Genomic DNA, 15608 nt, shown 5'->3' on the forward strand with positions numbered 1-15608 from the left:
CACTACTGATGGACCGAACGGTGCGGTACCTGTCCTACTCGATCGGGCACCGCACCGTCAGCAACATCAGTCGTCGCCACGCGGAGGCGGCTCGACGTCCACGCCTCCGCTCCGGTGCTCGGGCCCCGCGTCAGGATGGCTCGCCGGAACGCGGCTGCGCGAATTGGCGGCTTCGCTTTCGTGGAACTTCCTACGCCAGCCCTCGTCGGGCCGGTAGGGGCCGGGCTTCGGACGAAGCTTGCCACCGGGAAAAGCGAGTCGGGCGATCGTGCGGTGCACCATCCCCCACTGCTGCATCAACGGGCCACTGTTGTACGGCAGTTGGTAGCGCTCGCAAATGTCCTTGATCTTCGGAGACACTTCGGAATACCTCGTACTCGGCATGTCCGGGTACAAATGGTGCTCGACTTGGTAGCTCAAGTTCCCGCTCATCAGATGGAACAGTGGCCCGCCATCGATGTTGGCAGCCCCGACGAGTTGGCGAACGTACCAGCCGCCGCGGGTTTCGTTCTCCACTTCTTCTTCACTGAACGTGTAGGCCTGATCCGGGAAATGCCCGCAGAAAATGATGCCGTGCGACCAGACATTGCGAATGATGTTCGCGAAGAAATTTGCGGCGAACGTTGCGAGGAACGTGCTTTCGATGCCGCTGAAGCGAGCATCGAGCACGTTGGATACGGCGTTGTTCTTCCCGAATCGTGTCGACTTACGCAACCGCGCAGCCACTCTCGACTTGTTGCTCTCGCGCAGATGCCCTCCGGACATCAGCTGCGCCAGGCCGAATGCGCCCGCACTGATAACCGGCCAGCCGATGTAGTCCTTGACGAACTGCCGACGTGCTTTACCTGCAATACCCTCGAGATCGGCCAGCAGTTCCTTCGGCGACTTGTCACCGTGTCGCAACGCATCGAGGTCCAGATCGTGCAGCGCCACTCCCCATTCGAAGAACGCCATGAGGAGAACGTTGTAGAAGGGCTGCGCCAGATAGACCGGGTGCCACTTCTGCCGCGGGTCGATACGCATGATCTCGTACCCGAGGTCTTTGTCCTTGCCGCGAATGTTCGTGTACGTGTGGTGTACGTAGTTGTGTGAGTGCTTCCACGATTGCGCCGTCGATGCAGTGTCCCAGTCCCACACCGAAGAGTGGATCTCTGGATCGTTCATCCAGTCCCACTGCCCGTGCATGACGTTGTGGCCGATCTCCATGTTTTCGAGGATCTTCGCAACTCCGAGGCAGGCGGTGCCCGCCAGCCAAGCAGGCTTGCTCGTCGAGCCGAGCAGAAGTACGCGCCCCGCGACCAGAAGTTGGCGTTGTGCCGCGATTACCGAGGTGATGTATTTCCGATCCTTCGCCCCCAGACTCGCGTACACCTCGTCGTGAATGGCGTCGAACTCTTTGGCCAACTGTGCGATGGTCTCCTCGCTCAGGTGTGCCAGCGGATTGACCGGCTCCGTGCGAGTCGAGTGGTCGATGGTCATAAAAATCCCTCCGGAGATCTCATAGCTCGATTTCGATGTCGCCCTCGGCCGTGTTCACACAAATTCGCACGGCTTGTCCCGTTGGTTCCGATACATCCCCGTTGCGCAAGTCACGTAAACGCCCGGACCTCAGCGTTCCGATACAGGTGTGGCAGATCCCGATGCGACATCCGAATGTCAGGTCGAGACCTGCGTCTTCACCGGCCACCAATATCGTCGTTCCGCCGTCGCACTCCACGTCCTTGTCACTGTTGACGAACCGGATAGTGCCGCCCTCGCCGTCGTCTGCATTGCCACCGATCACTGGCTGAAAGCTTTCATGATGGAACCGCTCGTAGTCGCCCTCGTCCTTCCAGTAGGACCGCAGGTCGTCCAGATGCTCCCCCGGACCGGAACAGAACGCCTCACGCTCACGCCAGTCCGGAACGAGCTTGTCGAGCTCGGTGGCTTTCATTCGACCTTCGTCGCTGGTGATGCGCAGTTCGAAACGAAAACCAGGATGCTTCGCTTCCAGTTCGGCGAGGGTGTCGGCGAACATCAACTGCTCACGGCTGTGAACCGAGTGGACTACGACGATGTCTTTCATGTGGTCGTGGTGGTCCAGACTTCGAAGCATGCTGATGATCGGTGTGATACCACTCCCCGCACTGATGAACACCATCTTCACCGGTATCGGATCGGGAAGCGTGAACTCCCCTTCGACCTCGCTGAGCCGGACTATGTCGCCGGCCCTGATGGTGCCGACCAGGTAGGGCGACACCGTGCCTTCCGGGACCAGCTTGGGACTGACGCTCACCAGGCCGTCGACCGGGTCGGGATCCGAGGTCAGCGAATACGCTCGCCAGTGGTACCGGCCGTCGATGAGCACTCCGAGGCGCACATATTGCCCCGGGGTGTGGCCTGCCCATTCGAAGCCTGGCCGGATGTAGACCGACACTGCCTCCGACCCCTCCGGCGAGACTCGCTCGACCTTGCCGCGCAGCTCACGAGTAGTCCAGAGCGGATTGATCATCGAAAGATAGTCATCTGGCCTCAACGGATTGAACAACAATCGGACGGCTCTCAGCATCGTCCTGCGAACTATCGAAACCTGGGGTCTCGCCCCGCGCTCTGCCACGATGTACACGTTAACCCCGGTCACGCATGTTTGTGCTGGATTCGCGAATCAACCGAACCGGGCCGCGTCGCAGATTGGTCTGTATTTCATTGCAGTGCAGTGGAATACAGAGATCCAACCACCCTCCACCCAGGCGACGACCACCCCGGGCATCAACTTCGAAAAGGACATTCCGACGACACTCGGGCGAGTTCATCTTCGAGTGAGCCGACCCGAGAGCGCCAAGTGATGCGCATCACCCTCACTCGGTCGGTGTTTGTCGCCGATATCGACGGGTAACGCACTAAGCAGTGCCATTGACTACGTGGGGGGCACACCAGAAACGAGAGACCCACACAACTCGAAAAGGAGCGCACGATGGCTACATCCACCCTGCTCGCACAGTTGCGGGCCGTTCTCCAACTGACGAACACCGAAATCCAGACAGCCCAAACTCGCACTGCTCAAGCTCGCACCGAAGCAGTCCGCACAGAGCTCGAACAGAATGCGTCGAACGGCCGTGACCGCGCCGACGCGATCGAATCTGCACTCCGTGACCTCGGTGGCCTTCCTGATGTCGTCGGGCCACTGCTCGGACGCACCCTCGCACTGTTCAAGACCCTCGGCGAGCAGGCCCAACCCTTCGACGAAGCACTTCTCGGCGATCTTGCCCTCGAACAACAGCTGCTCGGCCGTGCAAAGTACATCAAGGCTCTCGCAACAGCAGCTCACGAGGCGAAGGTGGTCGACCTGGCCGATCGTTTGATCACCGCACACAGCGCCACTGTCGAATGGCTCGAAACCGTCCTCGCCGAAGACGCACTGGGCGGCCCCGCAGCACTGCGCCGGTCACCGCTGCAGGCCGCAGCAGGCGGCGCCGTCAAGTTGGTCAATGCGCCCGCGACATGGTCCGCCCGCAGTCTCGATCGAGCACTCGACGCGGCCCGCGGAACACCCGACCGTTTGGGCGAGCTACTCGGCAGAGGGGCCCACGCAGGCGATGTTGCAGCGAAGGCTCTCGCCGCCGGCCGCGACGCTGCCCTGGAAGCTGCCGAGGGTGTGACTCGCGACGAGGGCGCCGACGGAGTAGCCGACGCTATCCACGCCGCACGTGCAGCCGGTGGCATCCTCGAGCCCGAGGAGCTTCCCATCGATGGTTACGAAGACTTGAATGTTTCCGAATCCGTATCTGCAATCAAGGAATTGGTTGATCCTTCGGACATTCGCGTCGTGCTCGCCTTCGAAGAAGCGCACAAGAATCGCCATGGGGTCGTATCCGCGGCCCAGACAAGACTGGCTGCGATCGCCAAGGAAGTTGTCTCGACGCCCTGATCGATGAAGTTTCGAACAATGGAAACCGGCCCGAGCTGATCAGCTCGGGCCGGCTTCTTTTATCGGTGAGTCGCCACGGTTTCCGGAATCGACGGGTGGGTATGTCCGGACTGTGCACGTACGTAAAGATTCACCAGCCCCGGTCGACGCCGACCCCGACGACCCTCGAAAGCCGGAGTTACCCACTGAGCTGACCAAACCCTCCTGGCTGTTTATCGTCCGCAAGACCGCCAGAGAGTTTTCGCGCGATCAATGTACCGATCTCGCCGCGGCTCTCACCTATTACGCTGTGCTGTCACTGTTCCCGGCGATGCTTGCCGTCGTGTCGCTGCTGGGAGTGTTCGGGCAGGGCCAAGCGACCGTCGACGGCGTCCTTCAGGTCGTCGGCGATCTCGGTCCGGCCTCTGCGGTGGATACGTTGCGCGGACCGATAGAGCAGCTGGTTCAAGCTCCGGCGGCTGGGTTCGCTTTGATCACCGGGCTATTGGGCGCACTGTGGTCGGCGTCAGGCTATGTGGGTGCATTCGGCCGAGCGATGAATCGGATGTACGAGGTCGACGAAGGTCGACCTGTCTGGAAGCTGCGTCCGATAATGCTGGTGGTGACGTTGGTTGCCCTCGCCCTGCTGGCATGCGCGGCAGCTATGTTGGCTTTGAGCGGCCCGGTCGCCAGAGCGGTTGGCGAAACGGTGGGCCTCGGTGAAACCGCGTTGACAGTTTGGAACATCGCCCGTTTCCCGGTCGTCCTCATACTGGTCGTTCTCGCTGTAGCCGTTCTCTACTACGCAACACCCAATGTCCAACAGCCGAAATTTCGCTGGATCAGCGCAGGCGCTGCAATCGGCATCGTCGCGTGGATTCTCGCATCGGCTGGTTTCGGTTTCTACGTCGCCAACTTCAGCAGTTACAACAAGACGTACGGGTCGCTCGCCGGTGCAATCATATTTCTGCTGTGGCTGTGGATTACCAACCTGGCGTTGTTGTTCGGAGCAGAACTCGATTCCGAGTTGGAACGAGGCCGTCAGCTACAGGCAGGGATCGTCGCCGAGGACCAGCTCCAATTGCCGCCACGCGATACGCGGGTCTCGGACAAGAACGAGCAAAAGGATGCTGAAGCCGTCGAACAAGGCCGCCTGTTACGCACCCAACACAATCCCGATCAGTCAGAGGAAGCCGACTCTCGAACCGGCACGGAAGGAACTACCGTGACAGACCGACCCGATACTCGACCGGACGACATACGGCACGCAAGCAGGAGCGAGGTTGCAGATCTCTCCACCGTCCAACTCGTCGAACGGCTCACCCAGCAAGTCTCGACCCTGGTACGCACCGAAATCTCGGCCGGTCTGGACGAGGTGAAAACCAAAGGCACCCGCCTGGGAATCGGAATCGGGATTTCCGGCGCCGGCGCGCTACTACTGTTCTTCGGGCTCGCCACCTTCATCGCCACGGCTGTTCTCGGTCTGGCGACCGTGCTGGACCCATGGCTCGCCGCGTTGATCATCGCGGCGGCGGTAACCGTTGTCGGCGGAATTCTTGCGCTCGTCGGGGCCAAGCGTGCGAAGAACGCGCTCCCTCCCGTTCCCCAAAACACTGTCGCCAGCGTCGACAAGGACATCACCGCAATCAAGGAAGGCATCCGATGACCGGAAAACACTCCAACGAAGCCCAGCCTTTGCACGAGCAGACGCCCAACGTCGACGAGCTACGTGCCGAACTTTCCGAAACCGTCGCAGCGCTCGCAGCGAAGGCCGACGTCCCGGCCCGCGTGCACGACAGCGCGTCGGCAGGCGTCGAGAAGGCCAAGATCACTGCCGAATCGAATCCGGGAATCGTCGCTGCTCTGGCGGCGGCTGCGGTCGGTGCAGTGATTGCATACGTCGTCGTCCGGCGACGCAAGTCGAGACGAGGGGTCCTCCGATGAGCACGGTATCGAAGACGATGTACAAGCCGCTGTCGTTGGCAATGAGCGTGCTCGGCGGAGTAGTAGCCGGAATGGTGTTCAAACAGGTGTGGAAGCGTATCGGGGACGACGACGACAAAGCCCCGGACCCGAAGGATCTCGGACGCTCCGCACGGGAGGTGTTAATCGCCGCAGCAGTGCATGGAGCCGTATTCGGGCTGGTGAAAGCTGCAATCGATCGCGCAGGCGCCCATGGTTATCGCGCTTTGGCACACGAAGACCCCACGTGAAGGACCACACCGCTACCTTCTTCGACGTTGTGATCGTCGGCGGTGGAAACGCCGGTGTCAGCGCTGCCGCACGCCTCATCCGTAAAGGAATCAATTCCGTCGCGGTGATCGAACCCCAGCAAGTTCACACCTACCGACCGCTGTTGTCCTACGTCGGTGGCGGCCAGGCTTCGCTGAACAGCGCGCAACGCACCCAAAGATCGGTGACGCCGCACGGATGCACCTGGATCGAGGACTCGGTCACCGTCGTCGACGCTGCGGAGCGCACCGTGACGTGCGCATCGGGGAGACGCTACCGATACCGCGACCTGGTGCTGGGCCCCGGTCTAGTTCCGGATGTCGACGCGTTACCGGGCATCTACACCGCGCTCGACTCGCCTGCGGTGGCCAGCAACTACCTCGACCGTGCTGAGAAGACCTGGGCGCTGGTAGAAACGATGCCCAGTTCCGGTCACGCAGTATTTACCGTGCCCAGGGCTCCTGTCAGTTGTACCGGTACGACGCTCAAACCCTTGTTCCTCGCGGTCGCTCACTGGCAACGGACCGGCCGGTTGGACAGTATCGAGATCACTCTCGTCATCGACCACCCCCGTCTCCTCGGGGTTCCAGAACTGGATGCTCGGCTGCTGAGCCGCTTGCGGGAACTCGGCGTCCGGATACTGACCGGTACGGCGGTCACGTCGCTGGAGCCGGAAGAACGCCGAATCACGGTGACAGATGTCGACGGTAACGCCGAGCAACTGCAGTACGACTTCCTTCACCTGGTGCCGCCCTTCCGAGGCCCACTGTGGTTGCAATCCTCGGATCTGGCCGGCGACCACGAACATGGATTGGTCGACATCGATCCGCTGACCTTCGCGCATCGCACGCACCCGAGCGTGTGGGCAGTCGGAGACGGTGCGGCCGTACACACAGATCCTTCTGGCGGCGCTTTACGCCAACAGGTTTCGATACTGGTGGACAACATGCTGGCCGCTCGCGCCGGCACCGAACTGTCTTCCTACGACGGGTACACCGTCGCCCCGGTGACGGTCGACGCACATCGACTCATAGCGGGAGAATTCGACCGAACGGGTGCGGTGTCCTCATCACTTCCGTCGTTTCTCGATCCGCTCACTCCCCGTCGCAGCGCGTGGGCGTTCGATCGATACGTGCTACCTCGGGTCTACTGGAATTCGATCTTGAAAGGGCGCCTCTGACGGCGATCGAGGGCCGGGGCAATCACTCAGCTCTCGATGTCCGTCCGGTCAGCAACGAGGGCCTGGTTTAATCGACCGGTAAGCGTTCACATTCGGACCGCTTCTGAGCGAGGAGTGCCCATGCCGGTCGACGAGACACAGGCAGCGCAATTCGATATTGCGATTCATCTGGACAGGTCGACGCTCGTGCTCACCGTGTCCGGTGAGCTGGATATGCGGACCGCGCCTGCGCTCGACTCAGCGATCTCCAAAGGTGCACTCACGGCGCCCGCCGCCCTGGTGGTGGATTTGGCCAAGGTGACATTCGTGGCCTCGGCCGCGATGACCGTGCTCACTGTCGCTCAGAACAAGTTCGGCGACACATTACAGTTCGCCGTGGTTGCCGACGGTCCTGCCACCAGTCGTCCGATCCGGCTGATGGGCTTGGATCAGGTCTTCTCTCTCTACGAAGACCTGCCGACTGCGCTCGCGGCACTCGACTCACCGAGCTGAGGATCGGGTCCGGCGGGCACACCGAGCGCCAGTACAGCGGCGTCGTCCTCGAGGCCCGACCCGAAGCTGTCCAGGAGTGCGCGGATGTCATCGATGATCGCGTCGGCAGTAGTCGGAGAATGTGACCGCGCGAAGTCGAGTAGTGCTCCGGTGTCGTCGTAACGTTCACGGCCGGGCCCGACACGCGCTTCTGTCAATCCATCAGTGTAGAGCACGAGAGTGTCTCCCGGCCGCAGTGACAGTCGCGTCGAGACGAACCTGGCATCGGGAAGTATGCCGACCAACTGGCCACCTGTCGTCTCCACGTAACGTGCACTGCCATCGGCTCGGAGAAGGAGCGCCGGAGGATGCCCGCCGCCGGCCAACTCCACCTCGAACCCGCCGTCGGCGATCGTCAGAACGCCGAAAATCACGGTGCAGAACTGTGGTTCGGTTGCGTGGAACTCCTGCTCCAGCACGGTATCGAGATTGTGCAACACTGCAATTGGGTCCCTGTCGTACACCGCAGCCGCGCGGAGTGTGTATCTCGTCAACGACGTCACCGCCGCCGCGCTCGCACCTTTTCCGCAGACGTCACCGAGAAAGAACCCCCATTGGCCGGTCGCGAGCGGGAAGAGGTCGTAGAAGTCGCCACCTACGTCCTCCGTCGACGCGTAGTGGTAGGAGGCCTGCGCGTCCAATCCCGCAGGCGGAGACAGCGAGGACGGCAGTAGCGAGCGCTGTAAGGTCTTAGCCAACAGTTCGACTCGTGCTCGACTGTCGTCTGCACGCTTACGGGCCTGGAGCAATTCACGTTCGTAAGCCCGCCGATGGCGCGCGTCGAGAGCAGTGATCCGAATCAACACTGGTTCACCGGACTCGTCGGTCTTGACGTTCGCGGTCAAGAACACCGGCAACCGGTCGCCGTCCGCGGTGACGAGATCTACTGTGACGCCGTCGATGTGACCGTTAACGTGCAGAATCGGCGCGAAATGAGTCTCGTAGTGAATGCGACCGCCCGCAGTGAGCAGTCGGGTGAACGACGTCCCGATCATCGAGTCCTGTTTATGGCCCAGCCAGGTAGCGATTGTCGAATTCAGCTTCGCGATGGTGCCGTCCGGCCACAATGAGAGGTACCCGCACGGCGCGTTCTCGTACAGATCGAGCAGGTTTTCTTCGAGGGCGTCGCTGGTAGAGGGTTCCTTCGACGCGCTCACGACCGCGCCGCGAACGCGGCTATTGCGGTGGCCGTCAGTTCGGGGGCACTGACTTGCGGGCAGTGTCCGCTGACGTCGAGTGTCTGCAACGTGCTGCCGGCGATGTTCTCGTGCACGTATCGGCCGACCTCAGCCGGGGCGAGCGTGTCGCGCGCACAGTCGACCACGAGAGTCGGCACGGTTACGCGCTTCAGGTCGGCGCGATTGTCCGAAAGAAACGTCGCTATCGCGAACACTTTGGCAGCCGCCGGGTCCGTTCGGCAGAAACTATCGGTCAACTGCTCCCCGAGTTCGGGTCGATCCGGTGTACCCATGATGGTCGGAGCCATGACCGCTGACCAACCCAGATAGTTGCTGTCGAGCGAATCGAGCAACTCGTCGATGTCGGTTCTGGTGAACCCACCTCGGTAATCGCCATCGTCGATATAGCAAGGCGACGGCGTCAACAAAACCAACTTCGAGAATCGTTCGGGCGCCTCGGCCACAGCCAGGACCCCGATCATCGATGCGACCGAGTGACCTACGAACACGACATCGCGTAGATCGAGTTCCTCGACGATGTCGAGTACGTCGCGGGCATACTGTTCGAGGTCAGCGTACTTGGCGGCGTCCCATGCGTCCTGGTTCGATCCGCCGGCACCCACGTGATCGAACAGAACTACCTTGAAGGAATCCACTAGGCGATCGGTGACCGAACCCCACAAATTTTGATCGCAACCGAAACCGTGCGAGAGCATCACTACCGGACCGTCGGCAGCTCCGACGATCCTCACATTGTTCTTCGCGCGCACGTTCACCAGCACATTCTGACACTGGGCCGCACAGCCATCGAGCGCACCCTGGTTCTCGAACGAAACACGGCGGTCACCGCCTAAAATCGACCGCGCAATCTCGACGTTCACCGCCGCTGCGTCACTCGGCCCGCCAGTTCGGCGACGCTGATATTCCAGTCCTGCGAGAGCCTGCTGAGTAGATCGAACGCCTGGACCGCGTCGATGCCGTATCTTTCCATGATCATGCCCTTTGCCTGGCCGATGAGGTCACGCGAGGCCAGCGCGGACTGCATCTGATCCTCGTGTTGAGCAGCGATCAGTGCAACGGCAGCTTGCGTGGCCAACAACAAGCCGAGTTCCTCGCTTGCAGAATCGAACCCGTTGGCCCTCTCGGAGTACAGATTGAGGGCTCCCAAATTGTCTCGCCCGGTGTAGAGCTGGAATGCCAGCATCGAACCCACACCCATTTCCCATGCCGCAGAGGCAAACTGCGGCCAACGCTGTTCCGATCTCATGTCTTCGACGTGAACCGTCCGCTGCTCCCAGACTGCGTCCAGGCATGGCCCCTGCCCACATTGCTGTTGTAGAGAGTCGAGTCGACGCGGTAACTCACCTGTCGCGGCCCTCGACTCGACCGTGCTGCGTCCGATGACCAACGTTATTCCGGCGTGATCGGTACCTGGGACCATCCCGACCGCCATAGTGGTGATCGAGACCAGTGTGTCTTCGATACTCGCGTAGTTCTGCTGAAGAACACGCGCCATTTCCGACATCCCTCGACTCAGCGCTCCGTCGAGCGCCCGCCGATCAGGTGACTTCAAACTCATCGTCCCCACCCATCGCCTGAACGTGCTCTGACCCGCCAATCTTTTCCCGACCCTACTTCGTTCTCGACGCCGATCCGGTCGACTCGGCGATTGCACGTGACAGAAGGGTGCTCTTCGCCCGTCAAGCGAAGGCGCCTGGGTGGTCGTAGTTTGGTTACGGACCATTCTGGCTACCTACACGTGAAATGCCTACCGAAAGGGACAGACCATGAGTAAGAACCAAACCGAATCCAGCTCGACAGCCGACAATCTCGGCAAGGACAACACGATTCCGAATACCGAAGATGGAATAGCAGTCGGACACTCTTCCGAGTCCTCGTTCGAACCAGAGGAAGATACCGACGAAGAGTGATGTCTGCTTGCCGTAGCGCGACCCGAAGGAGGTGAGCAACGCGATGACAAGCATCGCTGCCGGAGAGAAGAACTCACCGCCGGTCACCCACGACGCGCTACACGACATCGCGGAGCAAGTGCTGTGGCTGTCCACCTCGATCATCCACCACGCCAACCGAGTCCGCCCCAATCCAACCGGCCTCAAAGTTGGTGGCCACCAAGCATCCTGCGCATCGATGGTGTCGATCATGACGTCACTGTGGTTCGAGCAACTCGAATCAGGCGACCGTGTGTCGGTCAAACCGCATGCATCCCCGGTCCTGCATGCAATAAATTACCTACTGGGGGAATTGGACGAAAAGTACCTGACGACGCTTCGGACATTCGGAGGATTGCAGTCCTACCCGTCGCGCTCGAAAGATCCTGATCCTGTCGACTACTCAACCGGGTCTGTCGGCATCGGCGCGACTGCACCGATATGGGGCGCGATGTCGCGCCGCTACATCGAGACCAGCTTCGGTGGCGCGGACAGGAGTGGCGCCAGCGGAACGGCCAAAGGGTTCAGCGGACGTCAGTACTCGTTGGTCGGAGACGCCGAACTCGACGAAGGCGCAGTGTGGGAGGCCATCCTCGATCCAGGTACCGCCGACCTCGGCGAGATCGTATGGATCGTCGATCTCAACAGGCAATCACTCGATCGCGTCGTGCCCAACATCGCCGCCCGCCGCCTCGAGAAGATGTTCGACGCTGCAGGGTGGCAGGTCGTCACCGTCGAGTTCGGCCACCTCCTCGAAGAGCTTTTCACCCGCGCCGGCGGAAGTGCACTACGCGAGCGCATCCTCGACATGCCGAACCCCGAATATCAACGCCTCCTGCGCTGCACTGCAGACCAAGTGCGAGTTCGCTTACCCGGCGACGGACCTGGGGCCGCAGACATTGCCGAACTCGTCGCATCTCTCGATGACACCACGTTGACCGAGTCCATCCGCAACCTCGGCGGTCACGATCTCGCTGCGCTGCGCGAGGCGTACTCCCGCATAGACGACGCCCGCCCGACCGTGATCATTGCGTACACCGTCAAGGGGTTCGGTCTACCGACTCAGGGCCACCCGCAGAATCACTCGTCACTGCTCACCATCGAGGAATACAACACTCTTGCCGTCTCGCTCGACACGGATCCCACCCACCCGTGGGCAAAATTCTCGGCCGACAGCCCGGCCGGGCGCATCTGTAGCGACACTGCGCACCGCCTACGCAGAGGCGAAATCCCCGTAGCGCAGCATCCCGTCATACCGACAGATATCGGACGAACGCCGAAGGGAACTGCAACCACCCAAGCTGCGCTGGGCCGAGTGTTGATCGATCTCACCCGTGAAGCACCGGAGGCCGCTGAACGCATCGTCACCGTCAGCCCCGACGTCAGCTCAACCACCAACCTCGGCGCTTGGGTCAACAAAGTCGGCGTCTGGTCCTCCGCCGAACGTCGCGACTGGTTCGACGACGATTCCGAAACGATCGTGCACTGGCGCGAAAAGCCGACCGGACAGCACATGGAACTGGGCATCGCCGAAACGAATGTGGTCGGGCTGATGGGCGAACTCGGTTCCACCTGGAGTCGATGGGGACAACCGCTGTTCCCCATCGGCGTCATGTACGACCCGTTCGTCGAGAGAGCTCTCGAGCCGTGGTCGTTCGGAATCTACGCCGGCGGGCAGTCCATTCTCATCGGCACCCCGTCCGGCGTCACCCTTGCCGCGGAGGGCGGTGCACATCAATCGATCAAGACACCTTCGATTGGCCTGGAACAACCCGGATGTATCAGCTACGAGCCGGCATTCGCCATCGACGTCGAGTGGACTCTGCTCGCCAGCATCTCGCTCCTCGGCCGTCCTGACGGCACCTCGGCCTATCTGCGCCTTTCGACACGCCCGGTCGATCAAACCCTCGCCGACGTCCCTACAGACCCTGCAGCGCGCGACCGTCGTCGACGCCAAGTCATTGCAGGCGGTTATGCGTTGACCCGCAATGAGAAGGCAACAGTCACGATCGCCGCGATGGGTGCGCTGATGACCGAAGCTCTGGCCGCGGCCGAACGGCTCGAACAGATGGGAGTATTCGCGGACGTACTGTGCATCACCAGCCCGGGCCAACTCTACCGAGCCCTCCGAGCCAGACAAGGGCACAGCACGGGCGAATCGTGGATCCTCGATCGACTACTTCCTGCGGAACGAGCCACCCCGATGGTGACGGTCCTCGACGGGCATCCCCATTCGCTGGCATTCCTGGCGACCGTCAATCGTGTCGCGTCGACATCGTTGGGAGTGAGCAACTTCGGGCAGGCCGGTTCACTCGACGAAGTCTACAAATATCACCACATCGACACCGATTCCATTGTCGACGCTGCCCTCGATCTCACCGGGCACTGAACTACTCAGTCATGCCACCCGACAGCGGCGAACGGAGCATTCGTCGTGATCCGACCGACGATGCCCGCATGCGCGAAATCCTTGGCCGTGGACACTGCTTCGAGAACACTCGCGCCTTTGGCGAGCTCCGCTGTGATGGCGGCCGCGAAGACGCAGCCCGCACCGGATACCCGCTCGTTCCCGATCTTCGGCGCCCGAAAGAAGGTGATGTCCTGCCCGTCGTAGAGCACGTCCACCGCGTCGTCACCGGGCAGGCCTGTGCCACCTTTGACGACAACATACCGAGGCCCTAGGTCGGCAATTCTCTTTGCCGCCTCGGCCAGGTCTTCGGCAGTCTCGATAGCGTCCATCCCGGCGAGCGTTCGGGCTTCGAACAGGTTAGGGGTTACGACAGTGGCCAGCGGCAGTATGTCCGTCCGCAACGCGGTGTCCGTGTCCAGGGCAGCACCCGGTTCTTGACCCTTGCAGATCAGAACCGGATCGACGACGACGTGACGCCAAGCCTGTCCACCCAGCGACTTTGCCACGGTGGCAACGGTCTCCGGCGTGCCGAGCATGCCAATTTTTACGACATCGAGGTTGTGTGCGGAAGTTGCTGCTTCGATCTGGTCGGCAATGACCGAGCCTTCGATCGGAACGAATCGATGCCCCCAACCCGAAGCAGGATCGAACGACACGATGCAGGTAATGGTGCCGACGCCGTAGACACCGAGCTTTTCGAAGGTTTTCAGATCGGCCTGCAGCCCGGCGCCACCCGTGGCTTCGGACCCTGCGATGACAAATGCACGTGTCGGCATGTACTTCCTTCTTCTCGTGTCCAAATTTTTCACCAGCGTATTTGCTTCTACCGGAAGTGATCAACGCTGGGCGGTGATCGCGGTGGTTGCCGCGACGATGCGCGCTCTACCGGCTTCGATGTCGATCGGGTCGCTGTCACTGTCTCCGTAGGCTCGGTTCAGAGCCGCCAACTGACGCAGAACCGTTTCGCGGATGTCGGAATGCACTGCGGCAGTCCCGATGCGCTGACCCAACTCCGCGGCTGCAATCACTGCAAGCGGATTACCGAGACCGTAGTGGCGCATGGCGTCGAAGACTTGGTCGATCAGATCCGTCGCTGTCGCACGAGTCACGGTAGCTCGATAGTTCCCCGCGCCATCGACGCGTCCGAGCAGGGGTGTCGGCCGCGTGCTGAGCGGAACCAGTCCCACGGCGAGTTCGGCGAGCGCGTTTCGGGCAGTGTAAGGGTCGTTGGTGCTCGGTGACATTGCCCGCACGGCCATCTCTGTCAACTGTTGTACCGCGAACTGGATGTCTTGATTCGGGGTACGGGTGTCCCCCAGGTTCACTGCTGCCCTGACCGCATCTTCGGTATCCGAATCCGTACCACGACTCATCACAGCGATAGGCTCGCCCGCGATCAGGTGGTCTCCCGGTCCGATCCGCAGTTCGATGATGCAATCACCGTTGCAGGCTGCTGAGAGCAATGCCTGTTCGTCGACACCGACGACAAAACCCGAGGACTGCGCCAGCACATTCACCGAAGGTTCAGGCAGAGAACGTGCGGCGACCGCGTCCTCGGGCAAGGTCTGCGGATACAACGAATCGACCACCGCGACCAACTCACCGCGAACCCGAGCGGAAAGAGTCGAGACCTGGATCGAATTCGCAATGTGGTGAATGAAATACACCAATACCGCGACGTCGAGTACTGCCAGTAGGACTGCGACATTGACGGCAATGTCGGGAACGAAGGAGATCCCGTCGTTCGACTCGGAACGGATCGAACGCAGCACCATCAACGCGTAGAGGAACGTCGCTCCGAAAATTCCGAGTACGAACTGATTCCCTCGGTCCGACATGAAATTTCGCACGAGCCGCGGACCATAGGTGGAGCTTGCGGTCGCAAGGACCGAGATCGTAATAGAAAATGACGTTGCAGCCACCGCCAGCATCGAACCACCGATGGCACCGAGGATGTCACGGCTTCCGCTCGCTCCGACCCGATAGAGCAGAAAACCCCACGCGCCGAAGTCTTTACCGTCGAGACGGCGGTCGAGTGTGATCAGAAGCTGTGCCAGAACAATGGCCACGATACCGAGAAGCGCGGGAAGAAACCAGAACGATTCACGCGCCCGGAGGAGCCGGACACGCAGAGCGCTCACCACGGACTTACACCGGAAAAGCTAGAGAGGCGCACTCGCAACTCCTTCGATTCTCATGATTTCGATCCTTGACACGGCCGCCTGGACCCGTCCACCGTATG

The 15608-nt window shown here is 61.2% G+C and carries 15 protein-coding genes; 8 read left to right on the forward strand and 7 right to left on the reverse strand.

Annotated elements, in window-relative coordinates:
* Positions 1-66: 66 nt before the first annotated feature.
* Both O1W68_RS00425 and O1W68_RS00430 read right to left on the reverse strand, forming a co-directional pair.
* Positions 67-1479 carry a fatty acid desaturase family protein gene (locus O1W68_RS00425; protein ID WP_269300946.1) on the reverse strand — a complete coding sequence of 471 codons (1413 nt, stop codon included), beginning with the start codon at positions 1477-1479 and terminating at the stop codon, positions 67-69.
* A 19-nt stretch (positions 1480-1498) separates the two neighbouring features.
* On the reverse strand, positions 1499-2596 hold the full coding sequence (locus tag O1W68_RS00430) for a ferredoxin reductase (RefSeq protein WP_269300947.1): 1098 nt from the start codon (positions 2594-2596) through the stop codon (positions 1499-1501).
* Positions 2597-2953: 357 nt separating this feature from the next.
* Here O1W68_RS00430 and O1W68_RS00435 point away from each other — a divergent pair, with 357 nt between their 5' ends.
* The 6 genes from O1W68_RS00435 to O1W68_RS00460 all read left to right on the forward strand — a co-directional run bounded on the left by O1W68_RS00435 (position 2954) and on the right by O1W68_RS00460 (position 7790).
* The gene (locus O1W68_RS00435; protein ID WP_269300948.1) at positions 2954-3907 is read left to right on the forward strand and encodes a ferritin-like domain-containing protein; all 954 of its coding nucleotides are present in this window, start codon (positions 2954-2956) and stop codon (positions 3905-3907) included.
* Between the two features lie 112 nt (positions 3908-4019).
* Complete coding sequence (locus O1W68_RS00440; protein ID WP_269300949.1) at positions 4020-5552, forward strand: YhjD/YihY/BrkB family envelope integrity protein; 1533 nt, start codon at positions 4020-4022, stop codon at positions 5550-5552.
* Positions 5549-5830 carry a DUF3618 domain-containing protein gene (locus O1W68_RS00445; RefSeq protein ID WP_269300950.1) on the forward strand — a complete coding sequence of 94 codons (282 nt, stop codon included), beginning with the start codon at positions 5549-5551 and terminating at the stop codon, positions 5828-5830. The genes O1W68_RS00440 and O1W68_RS00445 overlap by 4 nt, the downstream gene beginning before the upstream one ends.
* Positions 5827-6099: a DUF4235 domain-containing protein gene (locus tag O1W68_RS00450; protein ID WP_186628993.1), complete on the forward strand. Its 273-nt coding sequence runs from the start codon at positions 5827-5829 to the stop codon at positions 6097-6099. Before O1W68_RS00445 ends, O1W68_RS00450 begins: the two co-directional genes overlap by 4 nt.
* The gene (locus tag O1W68_RS00455) at positions 6096-7298 is read left to right on the forward strand and encodes an NAD(P)/FAD-dependent oxidoreductase (protein WP_269300951.1); all 1203 of its coding nucleotides are present in this window, start codon (positions 6096-6098) and stop codon (positions 7296-7298) included. The genes O1W68_RS00450 and O1W68_RS00455 overlap by 4 nt, the downstream gene beginning before the upstream one ends.
* A gap of 120 nt (positions 7299-7418) precedes the next feature.
* Positions 7419-7790 (forward strand): STAS domain-containing protein, encoded by a 372-nt coding sequence (locus O1W68_RS00460; protein WP_269300952.1) that lies wholly within the window; start codon positions 7419-7421, stop codon positions 7788-7790.
* Here O1W68_RS00460 and O1W68_RS00465 read toward each other — a convergent pair.
* The 3 genes from O1W68_RS00465 to O1W68_RS00475 all read right to left on the reverse strand — a co-directional run bounded on the left by O1W68_RS00465 (position 7742) and on the right by O1W68_RS00475 (position 10586).
* The gene (locus O1W68_RS00465) at positions 7742-8986 is read right to left on the reverse strand and encodes a PP2C family protein-serine/threonine phosphatase (protein ID WP_269300954.1); all 1245 of its coding nucleotides are present in this window, start codon (positions 8984-8986) and stop codon (positions 7742-7744) included. The two genes, O1W68_RS00460 and O1W68_RS00465, sit on opposite strands and share 49 nt — an antisense overlap.
* Positions 8983-9783 carry an alpha/beta fold hydrolase gene (locus tag O1W68_RS00470; RefSeq protein WP_269301740.1) on the reverse strand — a complete coding sequence of 267 codons (801 nt, stop codon included), beginning with the start codon at positions 9781-9783 and terminating at the stop codon, positions 8983-8985. The genes O1W68_RS00465 and O1W68_RS00470 overlap by 4 nt, the downstream gene beginning before the upstream one ends.
* Positions 9784-9884: 101 nt before the next feature.
* Entirely contained in the window at positions 9885-10586 is a 702-nt protein-coding gene (locus O1W68_RS00475) for a GAF and ANTAR domain-containing protein (RefSeq protein ID WP_269300955.1), read from the reverse strand.
* A gap of 208 nt (positions 10587-10794) precedes the next feature.
* On the opposite strand from O1W68_RS00475, the gene O1W68_RS00480 reads away from it, so the two are divergent.
* Together O1W68_RS00480 and O1W68_RS00485 are read left to right on the forward strand one after the other, a co-directional pair.
* Complete coding sequence (locus tag O1W68_RS00480; RefSeq protein WP_269300956.1) at positions 10795-10938, forward strand: hypothetical protein; 144 nt, start codon at positions 10795-10797, stop codon at positions 10936-10938.
* Between the two features lie 43 nt (positions 10939-10981).
* The gene (locus O1W68_RS00485; RefSeq protein WP_269300957.1) at positions 10982-13345 is read left to right on the forward strand and encodes a transketolase-like TK C-terminal-containing protein; all 2364 of its coding nucleotides are present in this window, start codon (positions 10982-10984) and stop codon (positions 13343-13345) included.
* Between the two features lie 5 nt (positions 13346-13350).
* Here the strand turns inward: O1W68_RS00485 and thiD are convergent, their stop codons facing one another.
* Together thiD and O1W68_RS00495 are read right to left on the reverse strand one after the other, a co-directional pair.
* Complete coding sequence (gene thiD, locus O1W68_RS00490) at positions 13351-14142, reverse strand: bifunctional hydroxymethylpyrimidine kinase/phosphomethylpyrimidine kinase (RefSeq protein WP_269300958.1); 792 nt, start codon at positions 14140-14142, stop codon at positions 13351-13353.
* A gap of 60 nt (positions 14143-14202) precedes the next feature.
* A complete protein-coding gene (locus O1W68_RS00495; RefSeq protein ID WP_269300959.1) occupies positions 14203-15507 on the reverse strand; it encodes a DUF2254 domain-containing protein in 1305 nt (434 codons plus the stop codon).
* Between the last annotated feature and the right edge of the window lie 101 nt (positions 15508-15608).

It is taken from the genome of Rhodococcus sp. H36-A4, assembly GCF_027158005.1.
Taxonomy (GTDB): Bacteria; Actinomycetota; Actinomycetes; order Mycobacteriales; family Mycobacteriaceae; genus Rhodococcoides.

Bases quoted from the DNA above. Each gene is read 5' to 3' on its own strand.
- O1W68_RS00425 (WP_269300946.1), bottom strand. From the start codon at position 1,479: ATGACCATCGACCACTCGACTCGCACGGAGCCGGTCAATCCGCTGGCA.
- O1W68_RS00435 (WP_269300948.1), top strand. From the start codon at position 2,954: ATGGCTACATCCACCCTGCTCGCACAGTTGCGGGCCGTTCTCCAACTG.
- O1W68_RS00445 (WP_269300950.1), top strand. From the start codon at position 5,549: ATGACCGGAAAACACTCCAACGAAGCCCAGCCTTTGCACGAGCAGACG.
- O1W68_RS00450 (WP_186628993.1), top strand. From the start codon at position 5,827: ATGAGCACGGTATCGAAGACGATGTACAAGCCGCTGTCGTTGGCAATG.
- O1W68_RS00460 (WP_269300952.1), top strand. From the start codon at position 7,419: ATGCCGGTCGACGAGACACAGGCAGCGCAATTCGATATTGCGATTCAT.
- O1W68_RS00475 (WP_269300955.1), bottom strand. From the start codon at position 10,586: ATGAGTTTGAAGTCACCTGATCGGCGGGCGCTCGACGGAGCGCTGAGT.
- O1W68_RS00480 (WP_269300956.1), top strand. From the start codon at position 10,795: ATGAGTAAGAACCAAACCGAATCCAGCTCGACAGCCGACAATCTCGGC.
- O1W68_RS00485 (WP_269300957.1), top strand. From the start codon at position 10,982: ATGACAAGCATCGCTGCCGGAGAGAAGAACTCACCGCCGGTCACCCAC.
- thiD (WP_269300958.1), bottom strand. From the start codon at position 14,142: ATGCCGACACGTGCATTTGTCATCGCAGGGTCCGAAGCCACGGGTGGC.